This window comes from Streptomyces sp. NPDC028331 (assembly GCF_055565775.1).
Genome location: NZ_JBVHTR010000037.1, coordinates 19820 through 43760, shown reverse-complemented (window position 1 = coordinate 43760; position 23941 = coordinate 19820). Strand labels below are relative to the sequence as shown.

The 23941-nt window shown below is 72.0% G+C and carries 22 protein-coding genes and 1 tRNA gene; 7 read left to right on the top strand and 16 right to left on the bottom strand.

Annotated features, from left to right (window positions below):
• The first annotated feature begins 32 nt into the window (after nucleotides 1-32).
• A complete protein-coding gene (locus ACZ4SW_RS35165; protein WP_468253152.1) occupies nucleotides 33-677 on the top strand; it encodes an NAD(P)H-binding protein in 645 nt (214 codons plus the stop codon).
• On the opposite strand, the gene ACZ4SW_RS35160 is transcribed toward ACZ4SW_RS35165, so the two are convergent.
• Together ACZ4SW_RS35160 and ACZ4SW_RS35155 are read right to left on the bottom strand one after the other, a co-directional pair.
• Nucleotides 663-887: a hypothetical protein gene (locus ACZ4SW_RS35160; RefSeq protein ID WP_468253151.1), complete on the bottom strand. Its 225-nt coding sequence runs from the start codon at nucleotides 885-887 to the stop codon at nucleotides 663-665. The genes ACZ4SW_RS35165 and ACZ4SW_RS35160 overlap by 15 nt on opposite strands.
• Nucleotides 884-1720: a DUF1990 domain-containing protein gene (locus tag ACZ4SW_RS35155; protein ID WP_468253150.1), complete on the bottom strand. Its 837-nt coding sequence runs from the start codon at nucleotides 1718-1720 to the stop codon at nucleotides 884-886. Before ACZ4SW_RS35155 ends, ACZ4SW_RS35160 begins: the two co-directional genes overlap by 4 nt.
• A gap of 112 nt (nucleotides 1721-1832) precedes the next feature.
• Here ACZ4SW_RS35155 and ACZ4SW_RS35150 point away from each other — a divergent pair, with 112 nt between their 5' ends.
• Both ACZ4SW_RS35150 and ACZ4SW_RS35145 read left to right on the top strand, forming a co-directional pair.
• Nucleotides 1833-2045: a hypothetical protein gene (locus ACZ4SW_RS35150; RefSeq protein WP_468253149.1), complete on the top strand. Its 213-nt coding sequence runs from the start codon at nucleotides 1833-1835 to the stop codon at nucleotides 2043-2045.
• Nucleotides 2042-2773 (top strand): DUF1990 family protein, encoded by a 732-nt coding sequence (locus ACZ4SW_RS35145; protein WP_468253148.1) that lies wholly within the window; start codon nucleotides 2042-2044, stop codon nucleotides 2771-2773. Before ACZ4SW_RS35150 ends, ACZ4SW_RS35145 begins: the two co-directional genes overlap by 4 nt.
• A gap of 98 nt (nucleotides 2774-2871) precedes the next feature.
• On the opposite strand, the gene ACZ4SW_RS35140 is transcribed toward ACZ4SW_RS35145, so the two are convergent.
• Nucleotides 2872-2943, bottom strand: a tRNA-Val gene (locus ACZ4SW_RS35140).
• A gap of 177 nt (nucleotides 2944-3120) precedes the next feature.
• Here ACZ4SW_RS35140 and ACZ4SW_RS35135 point away from each other — a divergent pair.
• Nucleotides 3121-3897, top strand: a complete 777-nt coding sequence (locus ACZ4SW_RS35135; RefSeq protein ID WP_468253147.1) for a DUF4097 family beta strand repeat-containing protein — start codon at nucleotides 3121-3123, stop codon at nucleotides 3895-3897.
• A 79-nt stretch (nucleotides 3898-3976) separates the two neighbouring features.
• Complete coding sequence (locus tag ACZ4SW_RS35130) at nucleotides 3977-5338, top strand: coiled-coil domain-containing protein (protein WP_468253146.1); 1362 nt, start codon at nucleotides 3977-3979, stop codon at nucleotides 5336-5338.
• A gap of 140 nt (nucleotides 5339-5478) precedes the next feature.
• Here ACZ4SW_RS35130 and ACZ4SW_RS35125 read toward each other — a convergent pair whose 3' ends face one another.
• The 6 genes from ACZ4SW_RS35125 to ACZ4SW_RS35100 form a co-directional block, all read right to left on the bottom strand.
• The gene (locus ACZ4SW_RS35125; RefSeq protein WP_468253145.1) at nucleotides 5479-7383 is read right to left on the bottom strand and encodes a glycosyltransferase family 39 protein; all 1905 of its coding nucleotides are present in this window, start codon (nucleotides 7381-7383) and stop codon (nucleotides 5479-5481) included.
• A 42-nt stretch (nucleotides 7384-7425) separates the two neighbouring features.
• Entirely contained in the window at nucleotides 7426-8502 is a 1077-nt protein-coding gene (locus ACZ4SW_RS35120; RefSeq protein ID WP_468253144.1) for an NlpC/P60 family protein, read from the bottom strand.
• Between the two features lie 45 nt (nucleotides 8503-8547).
• Nucleotides 8548-9030, bottom strand: a complete 483-nt coding sequence (locus ACZ4SW_RS35115; RefSeq protein WP_468253143.1) for a poly-gamma-glutamate biosynthesis protein PgsC/CapC — start codon at nucleotides 9028-9030, stop codon at nucleotides 8548-8550.
• On the bottom strand, nucleotides 9031-10491 hold the full coding sequence (gene pgsB, locus ACZ4SW_RS35110; RefSeq protein WP_468253142.1) for a poly-gamma-glutamate synthase PgsB: 1461 nt from the start codon (nucleotides 10489-10491) through the stop codon (nucleotides 9031-9033).
• Between the two features lie 15 nt (nucleotides 10492-10506).
• Nucleotides 10507-12729, bottom strand: coding sequence for a HAMP domain-containing protein (locus ACZ4SW_RS35105; protein WP_468253141.1), 2223 nt, complete (start codon nucleotides 12727-12729; stop codon nucleotides 10507-10509).
• A 297-nt stretch (nucleotides 12730-13026) separates the two neighbouring features.
• The gene (locus ACZ4SW_RS35100) at nucleotides 13027-14364 is read right to left on the bottom strand and encodes an alpha/beta hydrolase family protein (protein ID WP_468253140.1); all 1338 of its coding nucleotides are present in this window, start codon (nucleotides 14362-14364) and stop codon (nucleotides 13027-13029) included.
• Nucleotides 14365-14608: 244 nt separating this feature from the next.
• Here ACZ4SW_RS35100 and ACZ4SW_RS35095 point away from each other — a divergent pair, with 244 nt between their 5' ends.
• The gene (locus ACZ4SW_RS35095; RefSeq protein WP_468253139.1) at nucleotides 14609-14836 is read left to right on the top strand and encodes an FmdB family zinc ribbon protein; all 228 of its coding nucleotides are present in this window, start codon (nucleotides 14609-14611) and stop codon (nucleotides 14834-14836) included.
• Nucleotides 14837-14883: 47 nt separating this feature from the next.
• On the opposite strand, the gene ACZ4SW_RS35090 is transcribed toward ACZ4SW_RS35095, so the two are convergent.
• The 3 genes from ACZ4SW_RS35090 to ACZ4SW_RS35080 are packed head-to-tail and all read right to left on the bottom strand — an operon-like array spanning nucleotide 14884 to nucleotide 19342.
• A complete protein-coding gene (locus ACZ4SW_RS35090; protein WP_468253138.1) occupies nucleotides 14884-15717 on the bottom strand; it encodes an HAD family hydrolase in 834 nt (277 codons plus the stop codon).
• Nucleotides 15714-18158, bottom strand: coding sequence for a phosphoribosyltransferase (locus ACZ4SW_RS35085; RefSeq protein WP_468253137.1), 2445 nt, complete (start codon nucleotides 18156-18158; stop codon nucleotides 15714-15716). The genes ACZ4SW_RS35090 and ACZ4SW_RS35085 overlap by 4 nt, the downstream gene beginning before the upstream one ends.
• Nucleotides 18159-18175: 17 nt before the next feature.
• The gene (locus tag ACZ4SW_RS35080; protein ID WP_468253136.1) at nucleotides 18176-19342 is read right to left on the bottom strand and encodes an HpcH/HpaI aldolase/citrate lyase family protein; all 1167 of its coding nucleotides are present in this window, start codon (nucleotides 19340-19342) and stop codon (nucleotides 18176-18178) included.
• A 188-nt stretch (nucleotides 19343-19530) separates the two neighbouring features.
• On the opposite strand from ACZ4SW_RS35080, the gene ACZ4SW_RS35075 reads away from it, so the two are divergent.
• Entirely contained in the window at nucleotides 19531-20406 is an 876-nt protein-coding gene (locus ACZ4SW_RS35075; protein WP_468253135.1) for a TerD family protein, read from the top strand.
• 40 nt (nucleotides 20407-20446) lie between these two features.
• Here ACZ4SW_RS35075 and ACZ4SW_RS35070 read toward each other — a convergent pair whose 3' ends face one another.
• The 4 genes from ACZ4SW_RS35070 to ACZ4SW_RS35055 form a co-directional block, all read right to left on the bottom strand.
• Nucleotides 20447-21178, bottom strand: coding sequence for a TerD family protein (locus ACZ4SW_RS35070; RefSeq protein ID WP_468253134.1), 732 nt, complete (start codon nucleotides 21176-21178; stop codon nucleotides 20447-20449).
• A 223-nt stretch (nucleotides 21179-21401) separates the two neighbouring features.
• Nucleotides 21402-22550: a DUF475 domain-containing protein gene (locus ACZ4SW_RS35065; protein WP_468253133.1), complete on the bottom strand. Its 1149-nt coding sequence runs from the start codon at nucleotides 22548-22550 to the stop codon at nucleotides 21402-21404.
• A gap of 148 nt (nucleotides 22551-22698) precedes the next feature.
• Nucleotides 22699-22881 (bottom strand): hypothetical protein, encoded by a 183-nt coding sequence (locus tag ACZ4SW_RS35060; RefSeq protein ID WP_468253132.1) that lies wholly within the window; start codon nucleotides 22879-22881, stop codon nucleotides 22699-22701.
• A 105-nt stretch (nucleotides 22882-22986) separates the two neighbouring features.
• Nucleotides 22987-23562: a TerD family protein gene (locus ACZ4SW_RS35055; RefSeq protein ID WP_468253131.1), complete on the bottom strand. Its 576-nt coding sequence runs from the start codon at nucleotides 23560-23562 to the stop codon at nucleotides 22987-22989.
• Nucleotides 23563-23941 lie beyond the last annotated feature (379 nt).

Here is a 23941-nt window from a genome sequence, read left to right as displayed (position 1 = left end):
CAGTATCTGTCAGCAACTGTCCTGGAGGAACCATGAACGTCACTGTCCTCGGGGCCACCGGCGCCACGGGCCGACGCGTCGTCACCCGGCTGCTGGCGGGCGGCCACACAGTCCGCGCCGCGGTGCGCGACGCCGCGCGGGCCGAGAAGCTGTTCGGCGCGGACGTCACGACCGCCGTCGTGGACCTCGCCGCTCCGGGCCCCGCCCTGGCCGACGCTTTCGCGGGCACCGACGCGGTGATCAACACGGCCGCCACGCGCAGCATGGACAAGCAGCAGGCCGAGCTGATCGACCACCGGGGCGTCGTCGCGGCCGTCGACGCGGCAGTGACCGCCGGTGTGCGGCGCTGGGTGCAGCTGTCGATGTGGGGCACCGCCGACCCCAGCCGCCTGCCCGGGTACCTGCGCGACACCGCGCACGCCAAGCTGGCCGCGGACACCCACCTGGAGAAGTCGGAGCTCGACTGGACCATCGTCCGGCCCCCGTGGCTGAACGACAGCGCCCCCGGCGACCGCATCACCGTGGGCGACGAGGTCGAGGAGGGCTCCCTGAGCCGTGAGGACCTCGCGACGGTCCTGGTGCGCGCGCTGGACCACCGGGCCACTGTCAACCGCGCCTTCGAGGTGACCGGCGGCGGTCGTCCCATCGCCGAGGCCCTGGACTCACTGGCCTCCTGACGGCGCGGGGGCCGCCGGCTTCCGCAGGAACCGCACGGTCAGGCCGGCCCCGGCCACGATGTCCGCCTTCGCGGTGCCGCTCTCGGCCGCGCCGACCCCGTTCGACGTCCGCGCGCCGGGCCGGTTCGTGTGCCGGTGCCGCGCCCGGCCAGGCCCGCGCGCGGCCCAGGTCACCACGACGGTCCGGTCCTCGAGGGGACTGTCCGTCACCGGCTGTTCCTTCGCCCCCGGTCGCGCCTCACGCCCCCCTCACGAACCGCTGCCGCGAGGTGGCGGGCCCTGGGTCCGCGCCCCAGCAGGAGATGCACTCCGGCCCACGACACCGTGCGCGCCCGTGCCTTGCCCGGAGGGTCGAGCCTGCGGGTGGAGATGTGCACCCCGCCGACCAGTCGTCCGCCCGAGGCCGCGACGGCGGACAGACAGAACCGGACCCACATGTTGAGCTGAACCTCCTTCGCCAGACGCAGGCGCGAATACAGCAGGTCCACCAAGCGATTGCCGGCACGGGCCCACAGCTCGATCTCGAACACCAGCAGGTCGTCGTCTCTCCGCGCACGGAACTGCACCTGCCCGGCCTCCATGTGACCGTTCAGGGTCACCAGGTGCAGGGATTCGGCGTCGCGGCGCACGACCCTGACGGGTCCGTTCCAGGGCCCCGGCATCTCCACCAGCAACTCGTCCGTGACGTCGAGGCCGTAGTCGCGGAGCGCGCGCGTGCGGATGTCGACCACCTCCGACGGGACGAAATGTTTGAAGTCCCGGCAGACCCATGAGATGAGCTGGTCCGCGGCGAGGTCCGCCCCGGCGATACGCACCCGGAAGAGGCGGTGGTAGAGGGGGCCGCAGCCGTCCTCCGCCCGTTGCACCCCGTCGCCGGCCGCTTCGGGGGGCAGCGGCGGTGGGCGGTCCCGCTCGTCGCCCCGACACTCGCCACCGCGATGGAGCGGGGTGGTCTCCCAGAGATAGCGCCAGGTGACCAGCGCCGTGCCCAGGAGCCACCGCGCCAGCACGGCGAGTACGCGAGGACAGCGAGGTCCCGCCATTCGCACCCCTTCGAACCGACAAACCACCGCATATATGAATAATCATGTGTATACCCCTGCATAGCGATGGTGACAAAGGGGATGCCGCCAGCCGACGAACCCGGAGGCCCACATGGTGGTCCGGCTCCTGCACCGGGCCGGCGCACGCCGTGCCCACCTGCACCTCGCCTCACTCGCCGCGGTCGGCCTGTGCCTGACGCTGTGGGTGCGCGCGAAAACCGTCGACCAGGAACAGCGGGGGAACGCCGAGCGGCGTGCGCTCTTCGTGGGCCTGTGGCCACCGATGCTGTGGTTGATCGGCGAGTCACTGGAGGAATTCGAGTGACCCCCTCGGGCGACCGGGCGTTCGGGCGGCTCGACGCCGCACGGGTGTGGCGGGGGCTGGCGGACGCACGCGTCAACTACTCGGCTGACGAGGTACGCCGGCCGTCCTGGACCATCGACACCTACCGCACCACGCTGCCGACCGAGCGACCGGGCTCCCCGGAGCCGGGAGGGTCCTGGGAGCACGCCTGCCGGCTGGTCCGCGACTACCAGTTCTCCCCACCGGAGATCGTCCGCGCCCTGTACGACCCGGCGGCACCGCTACTCGGCCGTGACATGCTGCTCGAGGCCCGTTTCCACGGCCTGCACTTCTACTGCGGCGTGCGCGTCACCGAGGTGGTGGACGAGACCCGGGACAACGCCGACCGCATCTGGGGATGGGCCTACGAGACCCTGGAGGGCCACCTGGAGCGCGGCAAGGCCATCTACGAGGTGGTGAAGCAGCACCACACGGGCCAGGTGCAGTTCGTGGTCTCCTGCCGTTCGCAGGGCGCCCCCACCCTGGACCGGATCACTGCTCTCGGATGGCGGCTGTTCGGCCGCCGCACCCAGTTGCGGTTCTACCGCCGGTGCGGCGAACGCCTACGGGACTTCGTCGAGGCCGCGTTGCGCGGTGAACGCCCGAACGCCGTCCCTCCGCTCCGCGTCGGGCACCTGGTGTACGCGCCCTTCGACGCGAGAACGCGTCGCAGGGATGCGCTGGCGATCCACCGCGTCGCCCCCGGCTGAGTGACCTGGCACATTCCGGGCAAACAGGAACGCCTGCACGGAAAAGCCCCGGAAGCGCCCCGAACAGGCGCTTCCGGGGCTCTCCCCCGATCCTCCGGTGGGCGCGGACGGTTTCGAACCGCCGACATCCTGCTTGTAAGGCAGGCGCTCTACCCCTGAGCTACGCACCCGAGACGATTCGACAGCCTACATTGCCGGAGGGGATGCCTCGCAAACGCGTGTCCGGGGGATATCCCCACCCCCGATCCGGGAGCGTGCCGGATCCTCCCCCGAGCCGTGGATCAGTACCGTCGAAGCACTTCGGCGTTGAGGGCCCGGCGGCCCTCCGGCTCTCAGGGGGACACATCATGGCTCGTACGACGGTGCACGCGCGGCGCGCCCGGGTGGCCGCGGTCGCGGGGCTCGCCGCCGTGCTCATCGGCACCGTCGCCGCCTGCGGGAACGACGCCCGCGACGACCCGCACCCGGACCACGCCGCCTTCGCGCTGCACGGCCGTACGCTGACCGTCGACTCCGACGACTCCACGTTGGAGATCGTTCCGGCGGATGTGGACAAGGTGCAGGTGACCCGGTGGTTCCGCGGCACGGTCGTGATGGGCGGGGATCCCCGCGTGACCTGGGCCATGAAGGGCGACCGGCTCGTGCTGCGGCTGAAGTGTTCCGGGATCGTCGCGGACTGTTCCGCCCGACACCGGATCGAGGTGCCGCGCGGGGTGGCCGTCACCGTGGAGGACGGCGACGGCAGCGTGTCGGCGCGGGGCTTCGCGACGGCCCTGAGCATTCGGACGCGGGACGGGTCCGTGCGGGTGAGCGACTCCACCGGGCCGCTGGCGCTGGCCGCCGACGACGGGTCGGTGCGCGCGACGGGCGTACGGTCGCGGCGCGTGCGGGCGACGGCGCAGGACGGGGCGGTGAGCCTCGAGTTCGGTGCCGTTCCGGATCTGGTGGAGTCGAGCAGCCACGACGGGTCCGTCGCGATCGCGGTGCCGCACGGCACGTACCGCGTGACGACGCACTCCGCCGACGGTTCGGTGCACGTGTCCGTCCCCCGGGACGCGGGCAGCTCCCATGTGATCGACGCCCGGACCCGGGACGGGTCGGTCAGCGTGCGGACGGCGGGCTGAACCGACCGGCCCGTGTGTTCGTCCTCAACCGGTGGGAGAATGACACCGGGCAGGGCGGATCACGGTACGGGAGAGGGATGTGACGGGGACACCACGGCAGGAGTCCGAGCAGGAGTCCGACCGCGTCGCCCGGTCCGTCTCCGGGGCGCTCCTCCTTCCCCTCCTCGTCGCCCTCGTCCTCCCCGCCGCCTTCGCCTCGGGCGGCACCCGGCGCTGGTTCGGCGGGCGGGGCGAGGCTCAGCGGGCCGAGGCGCAGGGGGCCAAGGACGCCGCCGCGGAGGCGTTCTACGAGCTGGACACCGCGCAGCGGGATGTGCGGATCTCCGTGGAGACCATCACCGCCGTCGACGACTCCCCCGCCGCCCGCCGCGCGCTCGCCGACTTCGAGGCGCTCGGGCGGCGGATCGACGAGGTCAGTCACCGGTACATCCAGGCCGTGGACGCGCATGATCTGGACCGGGTGGATCTGGAGGCCTCCGCGGCTTCCCGGGCCCGGGCGGATCTCACCGCCGCCAGGGACGACCTGGTCGGGGTCAAGCAGGAGCTGGATCGATTCGCCCAGGGGCTCGGGCCGCTGCTCGGCAAGGCCGAGACCCAACTGGCCCGGCTGGCCCCGGCCGTGGAGCGTGCCCGGCAGGCGTTGCTCGCCGCGAGCAACGCCCTGGACGCCGTACGCGCCTCGGGGCTGAAGGCCGACGATCTCGCCGCCCGGCTGGCCGCCCTCGGCCCGGAGCTGACCCGGCTCAACCAGGGCGCGGGGCAGCACGGGGTGCAGCAGACCCTGGAGCGCGCCGAGCGGGTCTCACGGGAGGCGGCGGCGATCCGCGCCGAGGCCGAGCGGCTGCCGGAGAGGGCCGCCGAGACCGGCCGGCGGCTGGTGTCGCTGCGGACGCGGGCGGAGGCGCTGACCACGCGGGCCGGGCAGGTGGAGCCGGTGCTGAGCGAGCTGAGGCGCCGGTTCACGGCCGCGTGCTGGCAGGACCTGCAGCATGTGCCGGAGCAGGCCGCCGAGACCGTGCGGCAGGCGGAGCTCAAGCTTCGGCAGGCGCAGGCCGCGCGGGACGCGCAGCGCTGGGCGGAGGCCACCTCGCTGCTGTCGACCGTGCGGGCGCTGCTGAACACCACCGATGAGGCCGTGTCGGCCGCCGGGGAGCGTCTGCGGCGGCTGAACGCGGTGCAGAAGGACCCGGAGCAGGAGATCGAGCGCACCCGGTTCGCGATCCGGGACGCGCAGCGGCTGGCGATGGCGGGCCGTGCGACGCCCGATCCGCGGCATGCTCGCCCGCTCGACGACTCCGTGGCGCGGCTGGAGCGCGCGGTCGCCGGGCTGGAGGGCCGTCACCCGGACTACTGGCACTTCCTGACGGAGACCGAGGGGGTGCGGCAGACGGTCGCCGAGGTCGTCGCGCGGATCCGGGAGGAGCGGGGCGCCGGTCACTGAGCCCGGCCCCCGCCCCGGGAAGGCCACCGATCGGGTGCGGTGGGCGCAGCAGTACGCCGCTTCCGGTTGCGGCGCCGTCGCTGCGCGGTTCACGCCCTACTCGCCCTGTGGCCGTGTTCCCCGGGTTCGGCGGGCACCGCTCACTTCTTGGGGCTGCAGTCGTAGAGCGTGATGCTGCCGTGGGCGCGGCGGCCGTAGGCGGTGGGGGGGACACGTGTGCAGTGGGACTTCACCCAGGTGGTGGCGGGGGTGGTGGGGCGCTGGGTGGTGAGCATCGCGTAGCGGAGCTGGTGGGTGCTGACAAGGGTGCCGAGCTGCTGGGCGGAGGGGAACGGGGTGAGGCCGGTGAAGCCGCCCATGACGAGCATGGGCTGCGACTCGGCCCGCAGCAGGGGCTCGGCGGTGTAGGCGGCCTGGGTGGCGACCAGGTACTTTTCGCCGTGGCGGTGCGCGGTGAGGTAGTCGAGCACGGCGGTGTCGCGGGCGCTGGGCCGGCCGAGCCCGATCCTTCGCAGAGCGGCGCGGTTGTGGACGGCCTCCTGGTAGGCGTTGCCGACCGGACCGGCCGAGGGCGAGGTGGAGGCACCCGCGTACAGCGGGTTGAGGCTGGAGGCGGCCCAGCCGGCCGGTACGACCAGCATGGCCGTGATCCCGGCGGCGAGGGCGGTGTGGACCGACCGGGGCGAGGTGCGCGGCCCCCGGGTCCACAGGCCCAGCGCGCCGCACACCGCGAGCATGACGGCGATCGGCAGCAGCCAGGAGACGAACCGGGTCGGCCAGTCGAGCACGAGCGCCCAGGCCACCGTGGCCACGATCGCCCACGGCAGCGCCGCAGCCCGGCGGCCGCCCGCCTCGTACTCGGTCCGGAAGAGCGCGAGCCCGCCGCCGACCAGCGCGGCGAGCGCGGGGGCGATGACGGCGGTGTAGTAGGGGTGGTTGCCGTTGGAGGCGCTGAACACCATGGCGTGCACGGCCAGCCAACCGCCCCAGAGCAGGAATCCGGCGCGCGTGAGGTCTGTTCGCGGCTGCCCGGCGCGCCAGACGACGCCCAGTACCGCGGCGGCCGCGGCGAGCGGCAGGAACCAGGCGATCTGCGGGCCGACCGTGTGGTTGATCAGCATCCCCCAGCCGGTGTTGCCGGTGGTGCGGCTGGCGGCGGTTCCCGCGACGGCTCCGAATGCGCTGGCGTCGCTGCTGAAGCGGCTGAGCCCGTTGTATCCGAAGACCAGGCTGAACGGGTTGTTGTTGGAGGTGCCGTCGAGGTAGGGGTGGCTCGCGGCGGGTGTCGCCCAGGCGAACAGCACCCAGGAGCAGGAGACGGCCAGCGCGACCGCACAGCCCAGCAGGGCGCGCAGAGCCCGCTTCAACGGTGTGCCGGGCGCGGCGACTTGGTGGACCGCCGCGAAGACGGGCAGTACCAGCCAGGCCTGGAGCATCTTCGCCTGGAAGGCGAGCCCGACCCAGACCCCGCAGGTGATCAGCGGCAGCATCCGTTCGGTGCGCATGGCCTTCTGCAGCGCTCCGGCGGCCGCCACCAGGAGCAGGGTGAGCGTGGTGTCCGGGATGGTGGCCCGGGTGAGGGCCACGGTGACCGGGGTGAGGGTGAGCGTGAGCGCGGCGGTCAGCGCGGCGAACGGCCCGGCCCAGGCCCGTACGATGCGGTGGAGCAGCCAGACGGTGAGCACGCCCTCGACGACCTGCGGCAGCGCGGCCGCCCACGTGTGCGGGCCGAATATCCGGACGGAGACGGCCTCGGGCCAGAAGGCGCCGGGGAGCTTGTCGATGCTGATCGAACCGCTGGGGTCGAGTCCGCCGAAGAGGAAGGCGCGCCAGCTCGTGGCCATCGACCGTACCGCCGCGCTGTAGTAGGGGTGGATCGCGGCGTGTGCGATGCCCCAGGCGTACAGCACCGTGGCGGCGACGAGTACCGCGGCGAGTGCCGGGCGCTCCCAGCGCGCGACGGTTTCCGGCCGGCCGGAGCGGCGGTTCGCCGGCTGGCGGCGGCGGCTCGCACCGGTGGGCTGGGCGGCGGGGATGGTGGCCATGGCGGTGGTCCTCGGATCAGCGGGTCGGGTGAGGCGGCGGGGTCACAGGCGGCGGGCGGTCCTGAAGCCGCGGGCGTAGAAGTCGGTGCCGTCCAGCAGCGCGTGGCCCGACAGGTCGCCCATGGTGGGGCCGTTGGCGGCGGAGCGGCTGGAGTAGAAGCGGTGGCGGCCCCGGTCGTCGAGGCCCATGTACATGCCGACGTGGTCGATGAAGTTGGGCCGTTCCTTGATGATGGCGAAGAAGACCAGGTCGCCGGGTTGCAGGACGCTGAGGTCGGTGGGCTGCCGGCCGGTGTTGGGGATCACCACGCGGCCGGGACCGTAGGCGGCGATGGCGAAGGCGCGGCGGGGCAGGCCGACGCCCTCGGTGTTGGTGTGGTGCATGGGGATGCCCATGCGGTAGCCCCACACCAGACGCTGGAAGCCGGAGCAGTCGACGTCGCCGTAGCGGGCCTTCTCCGGCTGCACGCGCGTGCCGTCCGGGAAGGTCCACGGAATACCCAGGTAATCGTAGAAGTCGGACTTCTCGTCGTAGAAGGCGAAGTCCAAGGGGTTGCTGACGTCGGGATTGCGCGGACCGAAATGCGCGGTGCCCGCATAGCGCACGCCGGCTGCGTTGTGCTTGTCGGGCGCCCCGGCGCTGCTGTACTGGAACGCGACCGCGAAGACGTCCGGGCTGGTGTCGCCCAGCGCCTTGGGGAACCAGCCCTTGAACCAGGCCGACTTCTCCATGCCCTGCTTCCACTCGTGCGGCAGCACCCGCACCCAGGCGTCCGTGGTCACCGTGGCGGTGGTGGTCCGCGGCTCGCTGAAGCTGCGGGTGGGGCCGGTGAGCACGGCGGTACGGGCGCCGTCGGTGAAGGTGGCGACCGTGGCGCCGTCGGCGGCGCGGACCACGGTGCGGTCGGGGGACGACAGCCGCTCGAAGGTGTGGCCCCCGGTGGGCCGGGCGCTGGGGCCGGCGCCCGCACCTCCGCGGTCGTCGCCGTCACCGCCGTCGTGGCCGAGGCGGTCCCAGGCGTACCCACCGGCCGCTCCGGCGGCCACCACCCCCGCGATCGTCCCGAGCACGGTGCGGCGAGTGCGGTGACTGCGCCTGCTGCCGGGTTCCGGATGCATGACCGGTCCTCCTGGTTGACGAGGGATGAAGCGGGTGATGGCGGATCAGCCGGTGGGCAGGGCGCCGAGCAGGAGCCCGGCGACCAGCACCACGTACGTGGCCAGCGTCACCGCCGTGGTCGAGATGAGCGTGGCCGCCGGCGGCTGCCGGACGAGCTGGTAGGAGATCAGGCCGGGGACGATGAAGCCAAGCGTCTGTGAGGTGTACAGCAGCGGGAACTCGTGGTTGAGGGCGAGCATCACGGTGGTCTGCATCAGCACGGCGCACAGCACCACGGCGGCGAACAGCCTCTTGCCGTAGAGGATCACGTTGCGCTGCAGCAGCTTGGTCGCGAAGTACGTCAGCACCGCGACGCCGACCATCAGCCCGGCCAGTTGCACGTCGGTGACGAGCGTGAGGGCGACCCAGCCCGGTGTGATCATTCCGCCCGGCGAGAGGTTGGTGGTCAGATAGCAGACGAGCGAGAAGACCAACCCGAGGGCGATCCCGAGCGCGGCGGTCTGTGCGGTGAGGTTGGCGGGGATCACTTACGGGTTCCTCGTCGACTGGTACGGATCGTAGGAGTGGTGCAGGTCGGCTTCGGCGCTCTCGCCCTCGGGCCGGCCGTGGCGGGCGGCGAACCGGCGGGCGAGTTCGCGCTGTCCCGGTATGTGGAAGCCGTACGCCGGTGTCTCCAGCGGCGCCACCCAGCTGTACGGCTCCTGCTGGGGCGGCCGGGCGACCGCGACGTGCCGCGGCAGCGCGATCTGCATGGTCTCCTGGTCCAGGACGTCGCCGCCGGGCACGGCGGCGAGCGGCTCCTCGGACTCGTCCAGCGGCAGCTCGGCGAGGCATTCCAGGAACAGCTCGCCCTGGCCGTGGATGTTGCCGATCGCCACCAGCGAGGAGGCCGGGCCGAGTTCGGCGAGGATTCCCGCGGTCAGCTCCTCGGGGTCCCGGCGGTCGCCGCCGAGATCCACCACCCGTCCGGTGAAGCCGGCCGGGATGGCGTCACGGGCGCTCTTGGTCGGGTGGCCGATCAGGAAGACCACTTCGGGGTCGAGGTCGGGGATGATCTCGCCCATCTGGCCGTTGCGCTCGACGCGGTCGGGGCGGCAGTTGATGACCACGTTGAGCGGCCGCCTGATCGCGCCGAGATCCTCGAGCTGCTTGACGTTCATGAGCGTCGACTCGGGGTCGTTGGCGGCGAAGACGTTGGCGAACCGCACCCGCTTGCCGTCGGGCGTGATGTAGCGCTCCACCGACAGCACGCCCGGGTCGGGCGGCGCGTCCCACATGCCCTGCAGCGCGGTCTGCCGGTCCACACCGAGCAGTTCGGCGACGGCGAGCGCGATCGCCACGTTCTCCTTGAAGGTGAACCAGCTGAAGCCGCGCAGCTCGGCGTCGGTCACCGACTCCGGATCGACCGCTATCAGACGGCAGTTCCGCTTGTCGGCCTCCTCCTGGAGGATGTGCAACCGGTCCTTCTCCGCCGTCACGCACACCCCGCCCACCGGCATCGACCGGGACAGCGAGCGGGCCACATCGTCCAGCGTCGGCCCCATCTCCTCCAGATGGTCCTCACGGACGTTGCACAGCACGCCGATGGTGGAGCGGATCAGCTTCTCCTGGTTGATCTCCTGCAGCGCGGGCATCACGGCCATGCACTCGATCACCAGCGCGTCCGGCCGGTAGGTCGCCGCCCGCCGCACGATGCCGATCTGCTCGACGATGTTGGAGATGCCGAACTTGCGGTACACCGGCTCCTCGGTGGCGTCCGGGTGGATGAACCGGGCCGCGGTGCCGGTGGTCTTGGCGACGGTGACCAGACCGCCGCCGCGCAGTGCGCCCGCGCACAGCCGGGTGATCGAGCTCTTGCCGCGGATGCCGTTGACCAGCACCCGCGTCGGTATCTGAGCCAGCGAGGCGAAGTGCCGCTTCTGCTCCAGGATTCCGGCGACCAGCAGCGCCGCGCAGCACAGCAGAAGTACGCAATAGAGGAAAAGCACGCCGATTCCGTCCTTCTACCGCTGGGGTACGTTCTCACGCCGCGACTGGGCGGGGATGGTCGCGTGGCCGGGTGCGCCCGCCCGGCCGCGTGCCGCCAGGGCCTGACGGATGAGCTCCAGGCTTCGGGTGATCGAGCCGACCTCGTCGTGGTTGACCGGGTACAGCACGGTACGGCGGTCCCCGCCGACGAGCCGCTCGACGAGCACGGCGACCGTGCGCAGCGGCCGGATCACCACAACGTGCAGCCAGCCCAGGCAGGCCACACCCACCGCGAGAGCGAGGATCCCGGCGAGGATGGTGCGCTGCTGGGCCTGCGTCGCCGGGAGTTGGAGCGCCGCCGCGGGCTCCGCGGTCACCACGTGCCAGCCGAGGCCTGCCGTCGGGCCGCTCTGCGCCAGCGGCGCGGCGGCGTCGACCGACGGGCCGGAGGACGAGGAGAGTACCGCCGAGGTGGCGGTGCCGGGGGTGCCGGGGGCGCCCCGGGTGGCGCGGGCGAGGCGGGTCAGGCCGGATTCGGGCAGCTCCTGGAAGGCGCGGTAGCCGACGCTGGCCGCCAGCACCTTGTAGTCGCCGTCCGTCACCCAGACGCTGCCCAGGTTCGGCCTGGGCAGGGTGGAGTTGAGGGCCTTCACGTCGATCTCGCCGAAGAGGACCACGCCGGCCGCCGGGGCCTTGCCCTTGACGGCCGGGATCCGGGCGTAGGCGGCGATCGACGGGATCCGGCCGGAGGTGTTGACGGTGGTGATCCCGCTGCCGTCCGGCACGTGCACGATGGTGCGCAGGGGGGTGTCGCCCACCCGCAGGGTGATGTCGCCGGAGGAGCCCAGCAGATACAGCGAGCGGTACGGCTTGTGGTCGGCGAGCGTGCGCCGCAGGACCTCCTTCTGGGCAGCCCGGCTCCTGCCCGGCAGGCTCGCGGCCACGCCGCTCAGGTCGGTGTACGACTGCTCGAGCGACTGCCGGATCCGGGTCGCCGCTATCTCGGTGCGCGCCTGCTGGTTGGCGACGACCGGGGCCGGCACCGTGGTCGTGGTGTCCACCCGGTTCAGCAGGAAGATCATCGGCACCGCCCATCCGGCCACCAGCACCGCCGCGACCACGGCCAGGGCCCTGCAGCCCGGTCCGCGCCGCGCCGGGGATTCCTCCGGACCGGTCTCACCGAGCAGTTGCCGGCGCAGCGACTCCAAGGCCCGCCCGATCCGGGCCGGCTCACCGAAGCCCAGCACCGGAACCGGCCGGGCGAGCTCCTCCAGCGCGGCCGGCCCGCTCCCGGTCGCGCCCCGGGCCAGGCGACCGGCGGACAGGTACAGCCGCAGCAGCGGCCGCTCCACGGAGAACCGCAGCACCAGCCCGAGCAGCAGCGCGATCGCGGCCAGGGCGCCCGCGGCCTCCAGCGCGAAGCGCGAGTAGTCGGCGGAGGCGGTCGTCGCGGGCACCGCCCGGTGGGTGAGCACCACCAGGCCGAGGTCGTCGGCGTGGCCCGGACCGGCGGTCGAGGCGACCTCGGCCCAGCCGGCCACCGTGGACCGGCCGCCGGTCGTGGCGCCCAGCAGACTTCCCGAGGGGTCCTCGGTGTCACGCCCCGGCCCGTTCGCCGCGCGGACCGCCGCCGCGGGCAGACCGCTGTCGGCCGCGTCCAGCGGCGCCGCGCCGCGGGCGGCGGTGAGGAGCACGTTGCCGCTCGCGTCGAGCACTTCGGCGGTGCGCCCGTCGCCGGACACGGTGAGGGCGGGGAGCGCCTCGGAGACCACCAGCAGCCACTGCCGCTCGGTCTGGTTCGGAGCCTGGTCCTGGTTGGGGTCCACGCTCTGCGCGGGCACCGTGACCCTGGCGAAGTACAGCAGCCGCCGCTTGCCGCCCGAGGTCACCAGCCGCGGCGGGATCGCGCCGTGCCCGGACGCGACCGCGGCGACGTGCACCCCGGCCAGGGACACCGGTTCACCGCCGGTCGCCAGCAGACGGCCGGTGTGCGCGTCGAGGAGCGCACTGCCGAGGACCGGCTTCCTGGCGGAGGTCAGCGTCTTGAGCACGGTCGCGGGGGCCGGCGCGCTCGCTGCCGTGTACGCCTCTGCGCTACGGCGTACCGCGGTCGCCTCGGCGTCGATCGCGATGCGCGCCGAGAGCGCGGTGTCCGCGGCGACCCGCTGCTCCCCGTCCAGCACGGCTTGCGGCACCCGCTCGGAATGGATACCGCCGAGGCCGACCACGGTCAGGCCGGCGACCCCCAGCAGCAGCACGATGAGAGAGGCGATGGGCGGGCGAACTCCGCCCAGCAGAGGCATATCGGCGCGGCGGCGGGAGCGATGTCGGCGCGGCGCCCGGGAAGCTGTGGGCAGGGCAGCAGATCCTCTCTCAACCGGCGCCGAGCGCCCGAATGTTCGACTGTTCGACCAAGCACACATACTTTAGCCGCAAAGAATCACACGACAATCACACTTTCATTCCCGTGCCACGCCTGTGAGAGGGACCACACGGCGGGGGAAGGGCGAGAGAAGGGCGGGCCCGCATGCACGGCCCGCCCTTCGGATGTCCGGTCAGCGGACGAAGGAGATCTCCGGGTAGCTCTTGTTGGCCCCGTCGAGCAGCGTGCTGTGCTGCTTGCGCAGCGTCTGGTCGAAGAAGGCGGCGAGGTAGACGCGCTGGATCTCGATCGCGCGGTTCGGGTCGATCGTGCCGAACTGCTGCTGGAGCTGGGCCCGCGAGAGGCCGAGCAGGCCCGCCTCCTGCGGCACCATCGCCTCGTTGTCGCTGAACGACAGGTGCGCCGAGCCGTGGAGCTGGATGTCGACCCGGTACCCCTTCAGATGCGACCACAGCGTGCGCCATGACCCGTCGTTGTTCCGGTTGTGGGTGCCGGAGCTGAACAGCATGAAGGGGCGGTTCAGGTCCTTGCTCGGCGCCGAGCCGAAGAACTGGCCGTCCAGGTTGGCACCTGCGGCGATGCGGGAGTCGAGCTGCATGGCCGTGTCGACCGCCGCGCCGCCCAGCGACCAGCCGAACATCCCGATGCGGGACATGTCCACGGCCTTCGACAGACCGGCGGGGAGCGTGGCCTTGCCGGCGTCCGGGTTGCCGCCCTTGGCGATCGTGCCGAGCTGGTTGATGACGAAGCGGATGTCGGCCGCGCGCACGTTGAGCGTGTCGCTGGAGTGCGAGCCGGACGGCATGGTGTTGACCTCGAGCCGGTTGCCGGGGAACTGCACCTCGTTGGCGTCGTGGGTGTGGTCGACGGTGACGACGAGGTAGCCGCGGCTGGCGAGATCCTGGACGAGCGCGGTGCCCATCGAGCGGTCCGAGTGCAGCCCGGTCGAGTACAGCAGCACGGGCAGCTTGCCGAGCTTGGTGGCGACCGGAGCGAGGACGTGGCCCGCGGTCTTCGGCAGGGTCACCTGCTGCGGCGACAGGCCGCGCGAGGCGAGGAAGTGGGCACCCGAGATCGACGGCTGCCACGGCGCCTGGTAGTGCCCGGACGTGGAGGAGGCCGGGTAGAAGAGCGACACCATCAGCTCGCGCGGCTTCTTGCCGGGCACGTACGGGTCCGTGCGGGACTTGTCGACGAGGTGCAGGCCGACCATGCCGACGCCGTAGCGCCCGGTCGGCGCGGGAAGAGTGAGCTGGACCGGGGTCGTGCGCGCCCGGCTGAGCTCGAGGGCCGGATGGGCGGCCTTGTGCTGCAGGGGCGCCTCGTCGTTCTGCGGCGCCCAGGGCACGTCCTGGTCCGGCGAGAACCCGGTGGCCGTGGGCTTGTCTGACGTCTTCTCCGCGGCTGTCGCCGGCGATATCCCCGCGCCCAGGGCGACGGCCAGCGCACCCGCCGTACCGACCGCTCTTGCGATCAGTTTGCGACGGGGACGCGGTCGACGGTGTTGCATGGAACCCCCACTACTCGTTCAACGATCCCGAACAGACGAGCTGTTGCCGGACACCGTACCGCCGCCGCGGGCGAACGGACTTCGGAACCCCGGCGTTCACCGCGGCGGAGCGGGAACGGGCGACCCGACGCTGGAGCGATCGCCGTAGTCCACATGGGCACAGGCGAAGTGAACGGCGATCCGATCGTCGTGTCGTCAGGTCGTCCGGATCCCCTGCGCGACCGCGGTCCGATAGCCTGAGCACATGCCTCGCTACGAGTACCGCTGCCGGAGCTGCGGCGACACGTTCGAACTCAGCCGTCCGATGGCCGAGTCCTCGGCTCCGGCACACTGCCCCGCGGGCCACGACGACACGGTCAAACTGCTGTCGACGGTGGCTGTGTCCACGGGCGGTACGACGTCGTCCGCTCCGGCCCCGGCACCCCGCGCGGGCGGCGGTGGCGGGTGCTGCGGCGGAGGCTGCTGCGGCTGATCGGCAGCCGCAGGCCTACGGGCGTCGAACCACGGGTGTCCGCCCGACTACTTCGGTTGCACCGCGGACGTCGACCCACGCGCCGCCTTCAGGAACTCCCGCAGGATCCGCTCCCCGGCCACCACCCCCCGCTCCGGCAGCGCGCCGATCGCGGGGGCCGTCCAGCCGGTGTCGGCCAGTTCCCCGTGGCCCGGGCGCCAGCCGCGGTCCGCGGCGAGCAGCAGGTCGGCGTCGAGCAGCGAGTCCCCGGCGGCCAGTGTCAGCGTGGCGCCGGTGCGGCGGGCGACCTCGCGCACGGCCGCGCTCTTGGTGAGCGGCTTGGGGACGGCGTAGATCTTGCGGCCCTGCACGGACACCGTCCAGCCGCGGTTCTCCGCCCAGACGGCCAGTTCCTTCACCCACTCCTCGGGCAGCAGCTCCCGCTCCACGACGAGGTAGGCGAACAGGTCCTCGGCGACCCGGTGCTTGCGCACCCAGGCCGGGTCGGCGGTGACCGTCAGATGGTCCCGTACCTCGGCCAGCGGCGCGCACTCGTCCGCCAGTTTCGCCAGCACCGCGGCGTGCCAGTCGAGGTCCGTGACGCCGTCGACGAGAAGGTGGCCGCCGTTGGCGCAGATCGCGTACGCCGGGGTGGGGCCCGGCAGGTTGATGCGCTGGTACTGCTTGCGGGTGCGGGTGGTGGTCGGCACGAACACCGCTCGGTCGCCCAGCTCGGTGAGCAGCCCGGCCGCGGTCTCGGTCATGTACGACAGCGGCCTGCTCTCGTGGACCTCCACGCACAGCAGCCGGGGCGCCCGCGCGTCCGGCATGGTCAGCGCGAGCGCCGCGGAGGAGTAGATCAGGGTGCGGTCGAGGTCGCTGGCGACCAGGACGGGGCTCATCCGGCCACCGCCTTGCCGTCGGCGCCCGTCGCGCCCCGCGTGTACCGGGGGTGGATCAGCCCCACGCAGGTGTACGGCAGCCCGTCGACCTCCTCCACCGGCACGCCCCGCTGGGCGGCGAGCAGGCGCACATGGTCGAGGTCGGCGCCCGCCCCGGCGCGGGCCAGGATCTTCCACGGCACCCGGCGCAGCAGCACGCGCGTGGTCTCCCCGACGCCCGGCTTGACCAGGTTCACGTCGTGGATGCCGTACTCCTCGCTGATGCGCTCCACGGCCGCCCAGCCCTCCCAGGTCGGCGTGCGGTCACCGGCCGACAGCTCCTTGGCCTGCAGCTCGACCGCCTCCTCCACCTCGGTGAAGCGGGCCGAGACGGCATCGAGGAAGGCCACCGACACATCGGCCCCCGCCAGCTCGCGGTAGAACTTCGCGCCGTGGTAGTCGTGCGGGCCGACCAGGTCGGCGCGCAGCACCGTGCGCGAGATCAGGCCGGAGACCGTCGAGTTGAGACAGGCGGACGGGATGAGGAAGTCCTCCCGGGTGCCGTACGTCCGTACGCACGAGCCCGGGTCGGCGAGCACCGCGATCTCCGGGTCGAAGCCGGTGATGCCCTCGGACGCCTCGAACTCCCCGATCGCCTGGGCCAGTTCCCGCGCGATGGCGCCCTTCCCGGTCCAGCCGTCGACGAAGACGACGTCGCTCGGGTCGTGGCGGTCGGCGAGGTAGCGCAGCGCGTTGGCGTCGATGCCGCGGCCGCGCACGATGGACACCGCGTAGTGCGGGACGTCGAGGCCGTGCCGGTGCCGGGCCCAGCGGCGCATGAGGACCCCGACGGGAGTGCCGGCCCGGGCCAGGGAGACCAGGACGGGCCGTGGCGACCGCTCGGCGAGGACCGTCTCGGTGACCACGCCGACGGCCTGGGCGAGGCGGGCGGCCGAGGACTCCAGGGCCGCGTGGAACAGCTCCTGGTACTGCTCGCTCGGCTGGTACTCCACCGGCAGCGACTCCGCGTAGTGCGCGCCGCCGCTCTGGATGGCCTCCTCCCGCTCCTCGGTCGGCGCCTCCAGGGTGACGTCCGACAGGTCCTGGAGCAGCCAGCCGACCTCGTCGGGCGCGTACGAGGAGAAGGCGGGGCCGCGGAGGGGCTCGGGCAGCATGGCGGATCTTTCTGACGGGGCGGCGGCGTGCGGGGAGGGCGCGGGGACGTAGGCGGGGACGACCGCGAGCAGGACGTGCGGGGTGTGCGCGGCGAGCCGGTCGAGCAGGCCGCCGGGGGCGTGCAGTTCCGGCGTGTCGGCCACGGAGTCCACGACCGTGACGACGGCGTCGAAGCCGGCGCCCGCGACGTTGTAGGCGTAGCGCTCGCCGGGGCCGTCGGCCGGGTCGTCGTGCGCGGGGAACACGATGCGGGTGCGTATCGCGTAGCCGGGGTCGTCGACCGCGAGGACGGGCGAGCGGGTGGTGGTGGAGTAGCGGACCTCGGCGGCCACCGTCTCCTCCAGCTCGCGGGCGAGCCTGAGCGGCGCGTACATCAGCTCCTCGAAGCCGAGGACGAGCACGCGACGGGCCCCCTCGGGCAGCGCCCGGGCGAGCCGCGCCGCCATCGCGGGCAGTGCGCGCTCCAGGCGGGAGCGGTGCTCGGGGGTGAAACCGTGCCGTCCTCCGTCGGGCAGCCCGACCGGCCAGCCGAGGTCGACGCGGGTGATCGTCCCGTAGGCCTCCTCCGGGCGTACGGGCGTCTCGTGCCGGGCGACGAGCTCCTGCCCCTTCTCCAGCACGTCCTTGGGCAGCTTCACCGTGCCGGAGGCCGTGGCCACCAGGTCCACACGGGCGCCGATCTCCCGGGCGAAGTCCTCGAGCCGGCCGAGATCGGCGGCCGAGCGCAGGTCGACCAGGGCGACGACGACGTACCGCTCCCGGGGATGGCGCTCGTGCAGGTCGCGGATCGTGTTCATGACGGTGTTGCCGGTGGAGAACTCGTCGTCGACCAGCACGAGCGGGCCGTCCCCCGCCAGCAGCGCCGGGTCCTCCGGGAGCAGCAGGTGCGAGGTGGCGTGGGAGTGGGACTCCTCGAAACCGCCGGCGCGGGCGACGCCCTCGACGGGGCGGCGCGTGGAGTGCAGACAGGGCACGGCACCGAGGCCGTCCGCGACCGAGTGGCCGAGTCCGGTCGCCGTCTCGGCGTATCCGAGGACGACCGCGCGGCCCGCCTCGGCCTCGCCCAGCAGGTCCCGCACCCGGCGGCCGAGCGCCAGCCCGTGGTCGTGGACGACGGACGGTGACTGCGGGACGTGCTTGCCCAGTACATGGGAGACGAGCAGGTGCGCCCGCTTGGGGTTGCGGCGCAGCGCGAGCCCCAGCAGGTCCTTGAGCCGTCCGTCGCCGACGAGTTCCACCCCGAGCCGCTCGGCGACCCAGGTGCCCGACCACACCACGTTCTCCATCGATTCCTTCACCGGTGTCACTGCGGCAGCCCGGCGGCCAGCAGGTCCACGAAGCCGACGTTCTCGTGGGCCACGCCGAAGACCTCCGCGCGCCGCAGGGTGCGCTCGGCCCACGCGCGGTGCGGCTTCACCTCGTTCATCTTGTTGGTGTACGCCGAGCGCAGGACGCCGCCGCCGAGTCGCTCGGGCCGCAGGATGTCCTGGGCGTCGCTGTACTCCTCGTGGCTGACGACCGACAGCGCGTGCACCGGCATCACGTGCGAGGGGTGGATGCAGGTCTTGCCGAGCAGGCCGTTGGCGCGGTCGAGGGAGATCTCGCGCAGCAGCCCGTCCAGGTCGTGTTCGATCAGCGTCTCGCGCAGTTCCTCGACGTGGCCCTCGAGGAAGGGGCTGCGGCGCAGCTGCGGCTTGAACATGCGCTCCTGGACCCGGAAGTACTCCCAGACGGGTCCGGTCACCGTGAACCCGGTGCCGTCGGCGCGGCCGAGGACGTTGACGACGTCGGCGATCACGGAGGCGACGATCTGGACGTCGTAGGCGGTCATGTCGGGGGCCCGGCGCAGGCCGTAGGAGGAGCAGAAGTCGGTGACGCCGAGGCGCAGCGCGAGCACGCGGTCGCGCCACTTGTCGACCGTGCGGAAGATCCCCTCCAGGGTCTCGCGGCGCGACTCCAGGTAGAGCAGGTCCGGCGACTCCAGGACGGGCATGGCGAACAGGCGGCGCCCGCTCGCCGTCTCGGCCGCGGTGAGCGCCTCCAGGAAGGGCACGCCGCGCTCCTCGGTGAACTTCGGCAGCACGAATCCGGACAGCAGCCGGACGGCCGGGCCGAGCCGGGCGACCAGGTCCGGGATCTGCTCGGGGAAGCGGACGCGGACGAAGAGCAGGGGCAGTTCGATGTCCTGCCGTCCGGCGAGGTCGGTGAACTGCCGGACCAGGTTCTCCTCGGCGGGCACGACGTCCGCGTCGTCGATGGAGTCCTCCAGGCACAGCACCATCGAGACGACCCCGCGGCCGGCCTGCTTGACCACGTCGTCGGCCAGGTGCGGGCGGGTCGCCGGGCTGTAGAGGGTGGCGCCGAGGGCCGCCGCGAGAACGGGCGCGGGCGAGTCAGCGGTGAAGACGGCCGGCTCGCGGTGGAAGAGGCGCTGGCGCTCCTCAGGGGCGACGTGCCCGAAATGACGCATATGACTCCCCCGTGATGCAGGACTGCCCGGACAGGCGTGGCCGGTAATAGTACGTACAACTCCATGTCATGGGTTCCCCCCGGGCATGAAGTTCAGGTAACCCGGCTGTGTCGGCGGCAGCGCGGCCAGCATGCGGAGGGACGGCCCCCGCGTTGTCGTGAGCAGGACCGAGAAGGCAGGATGACGGCATGACGCACGCGATGCTGAAGGGGTCGAACGTACTGCTCGAAGCCACGGCGGTACGGGCGGTGCTGCGCTGGGCGCCGGGGCAGGGCGTCCCCGAGGTCGACGCCTCGGCGCTGCTGCTGGGCCCCGACGGCCGGGTGCGGTCGGACGAGGACTTCGTCTTCTACAACCAGCCCCGGCATCCGTCCGGGAAGGTACGGCTGCTGGGGAAGAAGCGGGAGTCGGACGGGCTCACCGACACGATCCAGACGGATCTGGCGGGCGTCGAGCCCGGGGTGGGGCGGATCCTGCTGGTCGCCTCGGCGGACGACGTCGCCTTCGACCGGGTGCGGGGGCTGCGGATCCTGCTGTACGACGCGGGGGCCCCGGACGGGGAGCCGCTGGCGTACTTCGACGTCAAGCCGGAGACGGGCGCGGAGACGGCGCTGATCTGCGGGGAGCTGTACCGGCGGGGGGAGAGCTGGAAGTTCCGGGCGCTGGGCGAGGGGTACACCAACGGGCTGAAGGGTCTCGCGAACGACTTCGGCATCTCGGTGGACGAGTCGGAGGAGGCGGCGTCGGCCGCCGCGCCGGAGGTGCCGGTTTCCGCGCCGGAGGTGTCGCTGCCGTTGCCGCCGGAGCGGGGGGCCGGGGAGCCTGCGGGGTACGGGTATCCGGCGGAGGCGGGGGCCGCGGCTGCCGCTGTGGCCGCGACCGTGCCTGCGCCGGCGACCGTGCCTGCGCCGGCGCCTGCGTATGGGTATCCGCAGCCCGCCTACGGGTATCCGCAGACGGCGCCGGCCCCGGCGTACGGCTATCCGCAGGCGGTCGCGCCGGTGCCGGACCCCGACTTCCGGCTGCCGCCGCAGGGGCCGCAGTTCATCGGGCGCCAGGGGTAGGACGGGACCCGGCGGCTGCGATCCCCCCGGCGGGGACGGCTTACGCCTTCGTCTTGTAGCCGCGGCCCCATTGCAGGCCCCAGCCGTACAGGCGGTCCAGTTCCGCCTGGAAGCCGTAGACGAACCTCACCTCTCGGCGGACGATGATCTCGCCCTTGACGTTCTCGATCAGGACGACCGCGCAGGAGCGGGCCTGGGGGTGGCGTTCGTCGAGGCCGATCTCGATGCGGGGGCCGCTGCTCGGGTACAGCGTCACGTGGGCGTGTGTACGGTCGAACGCCGGCGTCTGGTCGTAGATGTAGACGAAGATCAGCAGGCGCTTGAAGTCGTCCCGGTGGTCCAGGTTGACGAAGATCGTCTCACCGGAGCCGGAGCCGAACCGGTCGTCGCCGCTGAGTTTGATGTACGGCGGGTCGTTGAGCTCCCCGAAGAAGCTGCCCAGCGGCTGCACCACGCCCTTCGTGCCGTCGCTCAGCTCGTACATGCACCCCAGGTCGAGGTCGACGTTGACCATGCTCTGGGTGTGCGCCTGCACCACCTCGGGGGTGAAGAAGCGCAGCGGGTTGCGGAGCAGGCCGCCGCGCTCCGGGCCGCCGATGTCGGACGTCCGCATGCGCCACGACAGGTTGATGCGCAGATTGCCGCTCGCCGCGCCCTGCTTGGTCAGTGAGACCCGGTGGTGCCGCTTGGTCAGCTCGATCGCGTTGGTCGCCGCGCTGCCCGAGTCGAAGTCCGTGGCCCGCCCGCGCCACACGCCGTCCCAGAAACCCATGCCCGCCCCCTGTACCTACCGCCCCTGCACGTTCCACCGGTTCCACAGCCGCGGGGCGGCCACCGAGGACGCATCCTCGCGACCGCCCCGCACAGAGCGTTCCTCCGGTTCGCACGCACGAAACGGCCACTCATGGCGAGTGAGCCGAAGGAAACAGCCACTCACGGCGAGTGAGCCGAAGGGGCGCCCCGGAGGCGAACCGAGCCCTGAAAAAGGGGCTCCCTCACACCCCGGACGAGACCTCATTCTTCTCGTCCGAGGCCGTCGCTTTTCCCTCGGCCGCGGCGAGCGCTCGGTTGCGGCGCACGGAGGACCAGAAGGACGCCGCGATCAGGACGACGCCGACGAGGCCGGTGACGACCTCGTTGATCTCGTACTGGATGGTGACCAGGAGGATCACGGCGAGCGCGCCGATCGCGTAGTGGGCGCCGTGCTCCAGGTAGACGTAGTCGTCGAGCGTGCCCTGGCGGACCAGGTAGACCGTCAGCGACCGCACGTACATCGCGCCGATGCCCAGGCCGAGCGCCATCAGGACGATGTCGTTGGTGATGGCGAACGCGCCGATCACGCCGTCGAAGGAGAAGGACGCGTCCAGGACCTCCAGGTAGAGGAACATGAAGAACGCGGCCTGGCCGGCCAGCAGCACCGCCGAGCGCGGCTTGCCGCTGCGGGCGGCCTCCTCTTCCTCCTCGTGCTCCCGCTCCTCCTCTTCCTCGAGGCGGTCCTCGAAGAAGCCGGACAGACCGCCGACGATCATGTACGTGACCAGGCCGGCGATGCCGGAGATGAGCACCGTCTGCGCCTTGTCGACGTGCGCGCCGCCGTGCTGGTGGGCGTGGGCCGCGAAGGTCATGGAGGCGATCAGCAGAACGATCAGCGAGATGCAGACCGACAGCATGTCGACCTTGCCGAGCTTGGCGAGCGGGCGCTCGATCCAGCGCAGCCACTGGATGTCCCGGTCCTCGAAGATGAAGTCGAGGAAGATCATCAGCAGGAACATGCCGCCGAACGCCGCGATCGCCGGGTGGGCGTCGGTGACGAGCTGCTGGTACTGGTCCTTGTCCGTCAGCGCCAGGTTGACGGCGTCCATGGGGTTCTTCTTCGCGGTGACGGCGACGATGACGACGGGGAAGACCAGCCGCATGCCGAAGACCGCGATCAGCACGCCGACCGTGAGGAAGATCTTCTGCCAGAAGGCGTTCATCTTCTTCAGGATTCCGGCGTTGACCACCGCGTTGTCGAAGGACAGCGAGATCTCGAGGATGGAGAGGATCGCCACGATGCCGAAGGCGGTCCACCCCCCATAGAGGACCGCCAGGGCCAAGCCGATCGCGGTGATCACGAACGACCAGCCGAAGGTTTTCAGAAGCACTGGCTACCCAATCCGTATGTGTACGGTGCTACCCGTCGCCGTACCCGGCTTTGCGAAACATTGACCACGAGTGTAGGGGGCCGCCCCTCCCGCCGGGACACACAGGTCGGTCTCGACGGGAGATGCACAGGTCCGGGAGCTGACGGCCTCATCGGCGGCCCTTGGCCCCTTCGAAGACGACGAGGAAGGGAGAGGTGAAGCCGGAGGCCTCGACGGGATCGGCCCGGCCGGTCACGATCAGCACGACACCGGCTGTCAGCACGGCGCAGTACACCAGCGCGGAGAGCGCCGGGTTGAGGTGCAGAGGCGTTCGCTGCGGTTCCCGTTGCATGAAGCGCACTCCGATCATCCGAAGTCGGCGACGTGTCGAGGGGTTCGGGCCCGATGCGGATACGGCAGCGGCATGAATCCCGGTCCCCCGTCGCCACACCCGGCTTTACGAAACGTTGACCCCGAAGTCCAGGGCGATGCCCCGCAGGCCCGACGCATACCCCTGCCCCACGGCACGGAACTTCCATTCGCCGCCGTAGCGGTACACCTCGCCGAAGATCATGGCCGTTTCGCTGGAGGCGTCCTCGCTGAGGTCGTAGCGGGCGAGTTCCTGGCCGTCGGCCTGGTTGACGACGCGGATGAAGGCGTTGCTGACCTGGCCGAACGTCTGGCCGCGCTCGTCGGCGAGGTGGATGGAGACGGGGAAGACGATCTTGTCGCACTGGGGCGGGACCTTGGAGAGGTCGATCAGGATGGTCTCGTCGTCGCCCTCGCCCTCACCGGTGAGGTTGTCGCCGGTGTGCTCGACGGAGCCGTCGGGGCTCTTGAGCTGGTTGTAGAAGACGAACCACTCGTCGCCGAGGACCCGTCCACCGCTGCACAGCAGTGCGCTGGCATCGAGGTCGAAGGGCGCCCCGGTGGTGGAGCGTGCGTCCCAGCCGAGCCCGATCATCACCTGCGTGAGGTTCGGTGCGGCCTTGGAGAGGGAGACGTTGCCTCCCTTGGCGAGCGTGACGCCCATGATCCTGATCCTCCCCGGTACGTGGTTGCCCGGGGGCGCGGGACCCCCGGTCGCCGGGGGTTGGTCCCCCGGTGGCGGGGGCTCCTCCCCCGGTGGCCGGGGTGGGTCCCCGGCGATGGGGTCGGCCCCGGCTGATGGGGTCGGCCCCCGCTCGTGGGGCCGGCCCCCGCTGGTCGGGGGTCCTCCCCTGGTGGTCCTGGTTTCTCCCCGGCCGCCGGAGCGGAAACCCTCGGCGGTCGCAGGCTCGGGGGCCGCGTCGGCAAAGTCGTCGCAGACCGGAGGCAGGCAGGCCGCCCCGGGGCGCGCGGCCGCGGGCAGCGAACGGCTCCTTCGCACCGCCCGCGCCGGACGGTGCTCGGCGGTGCGGGCGGTGCGGAGG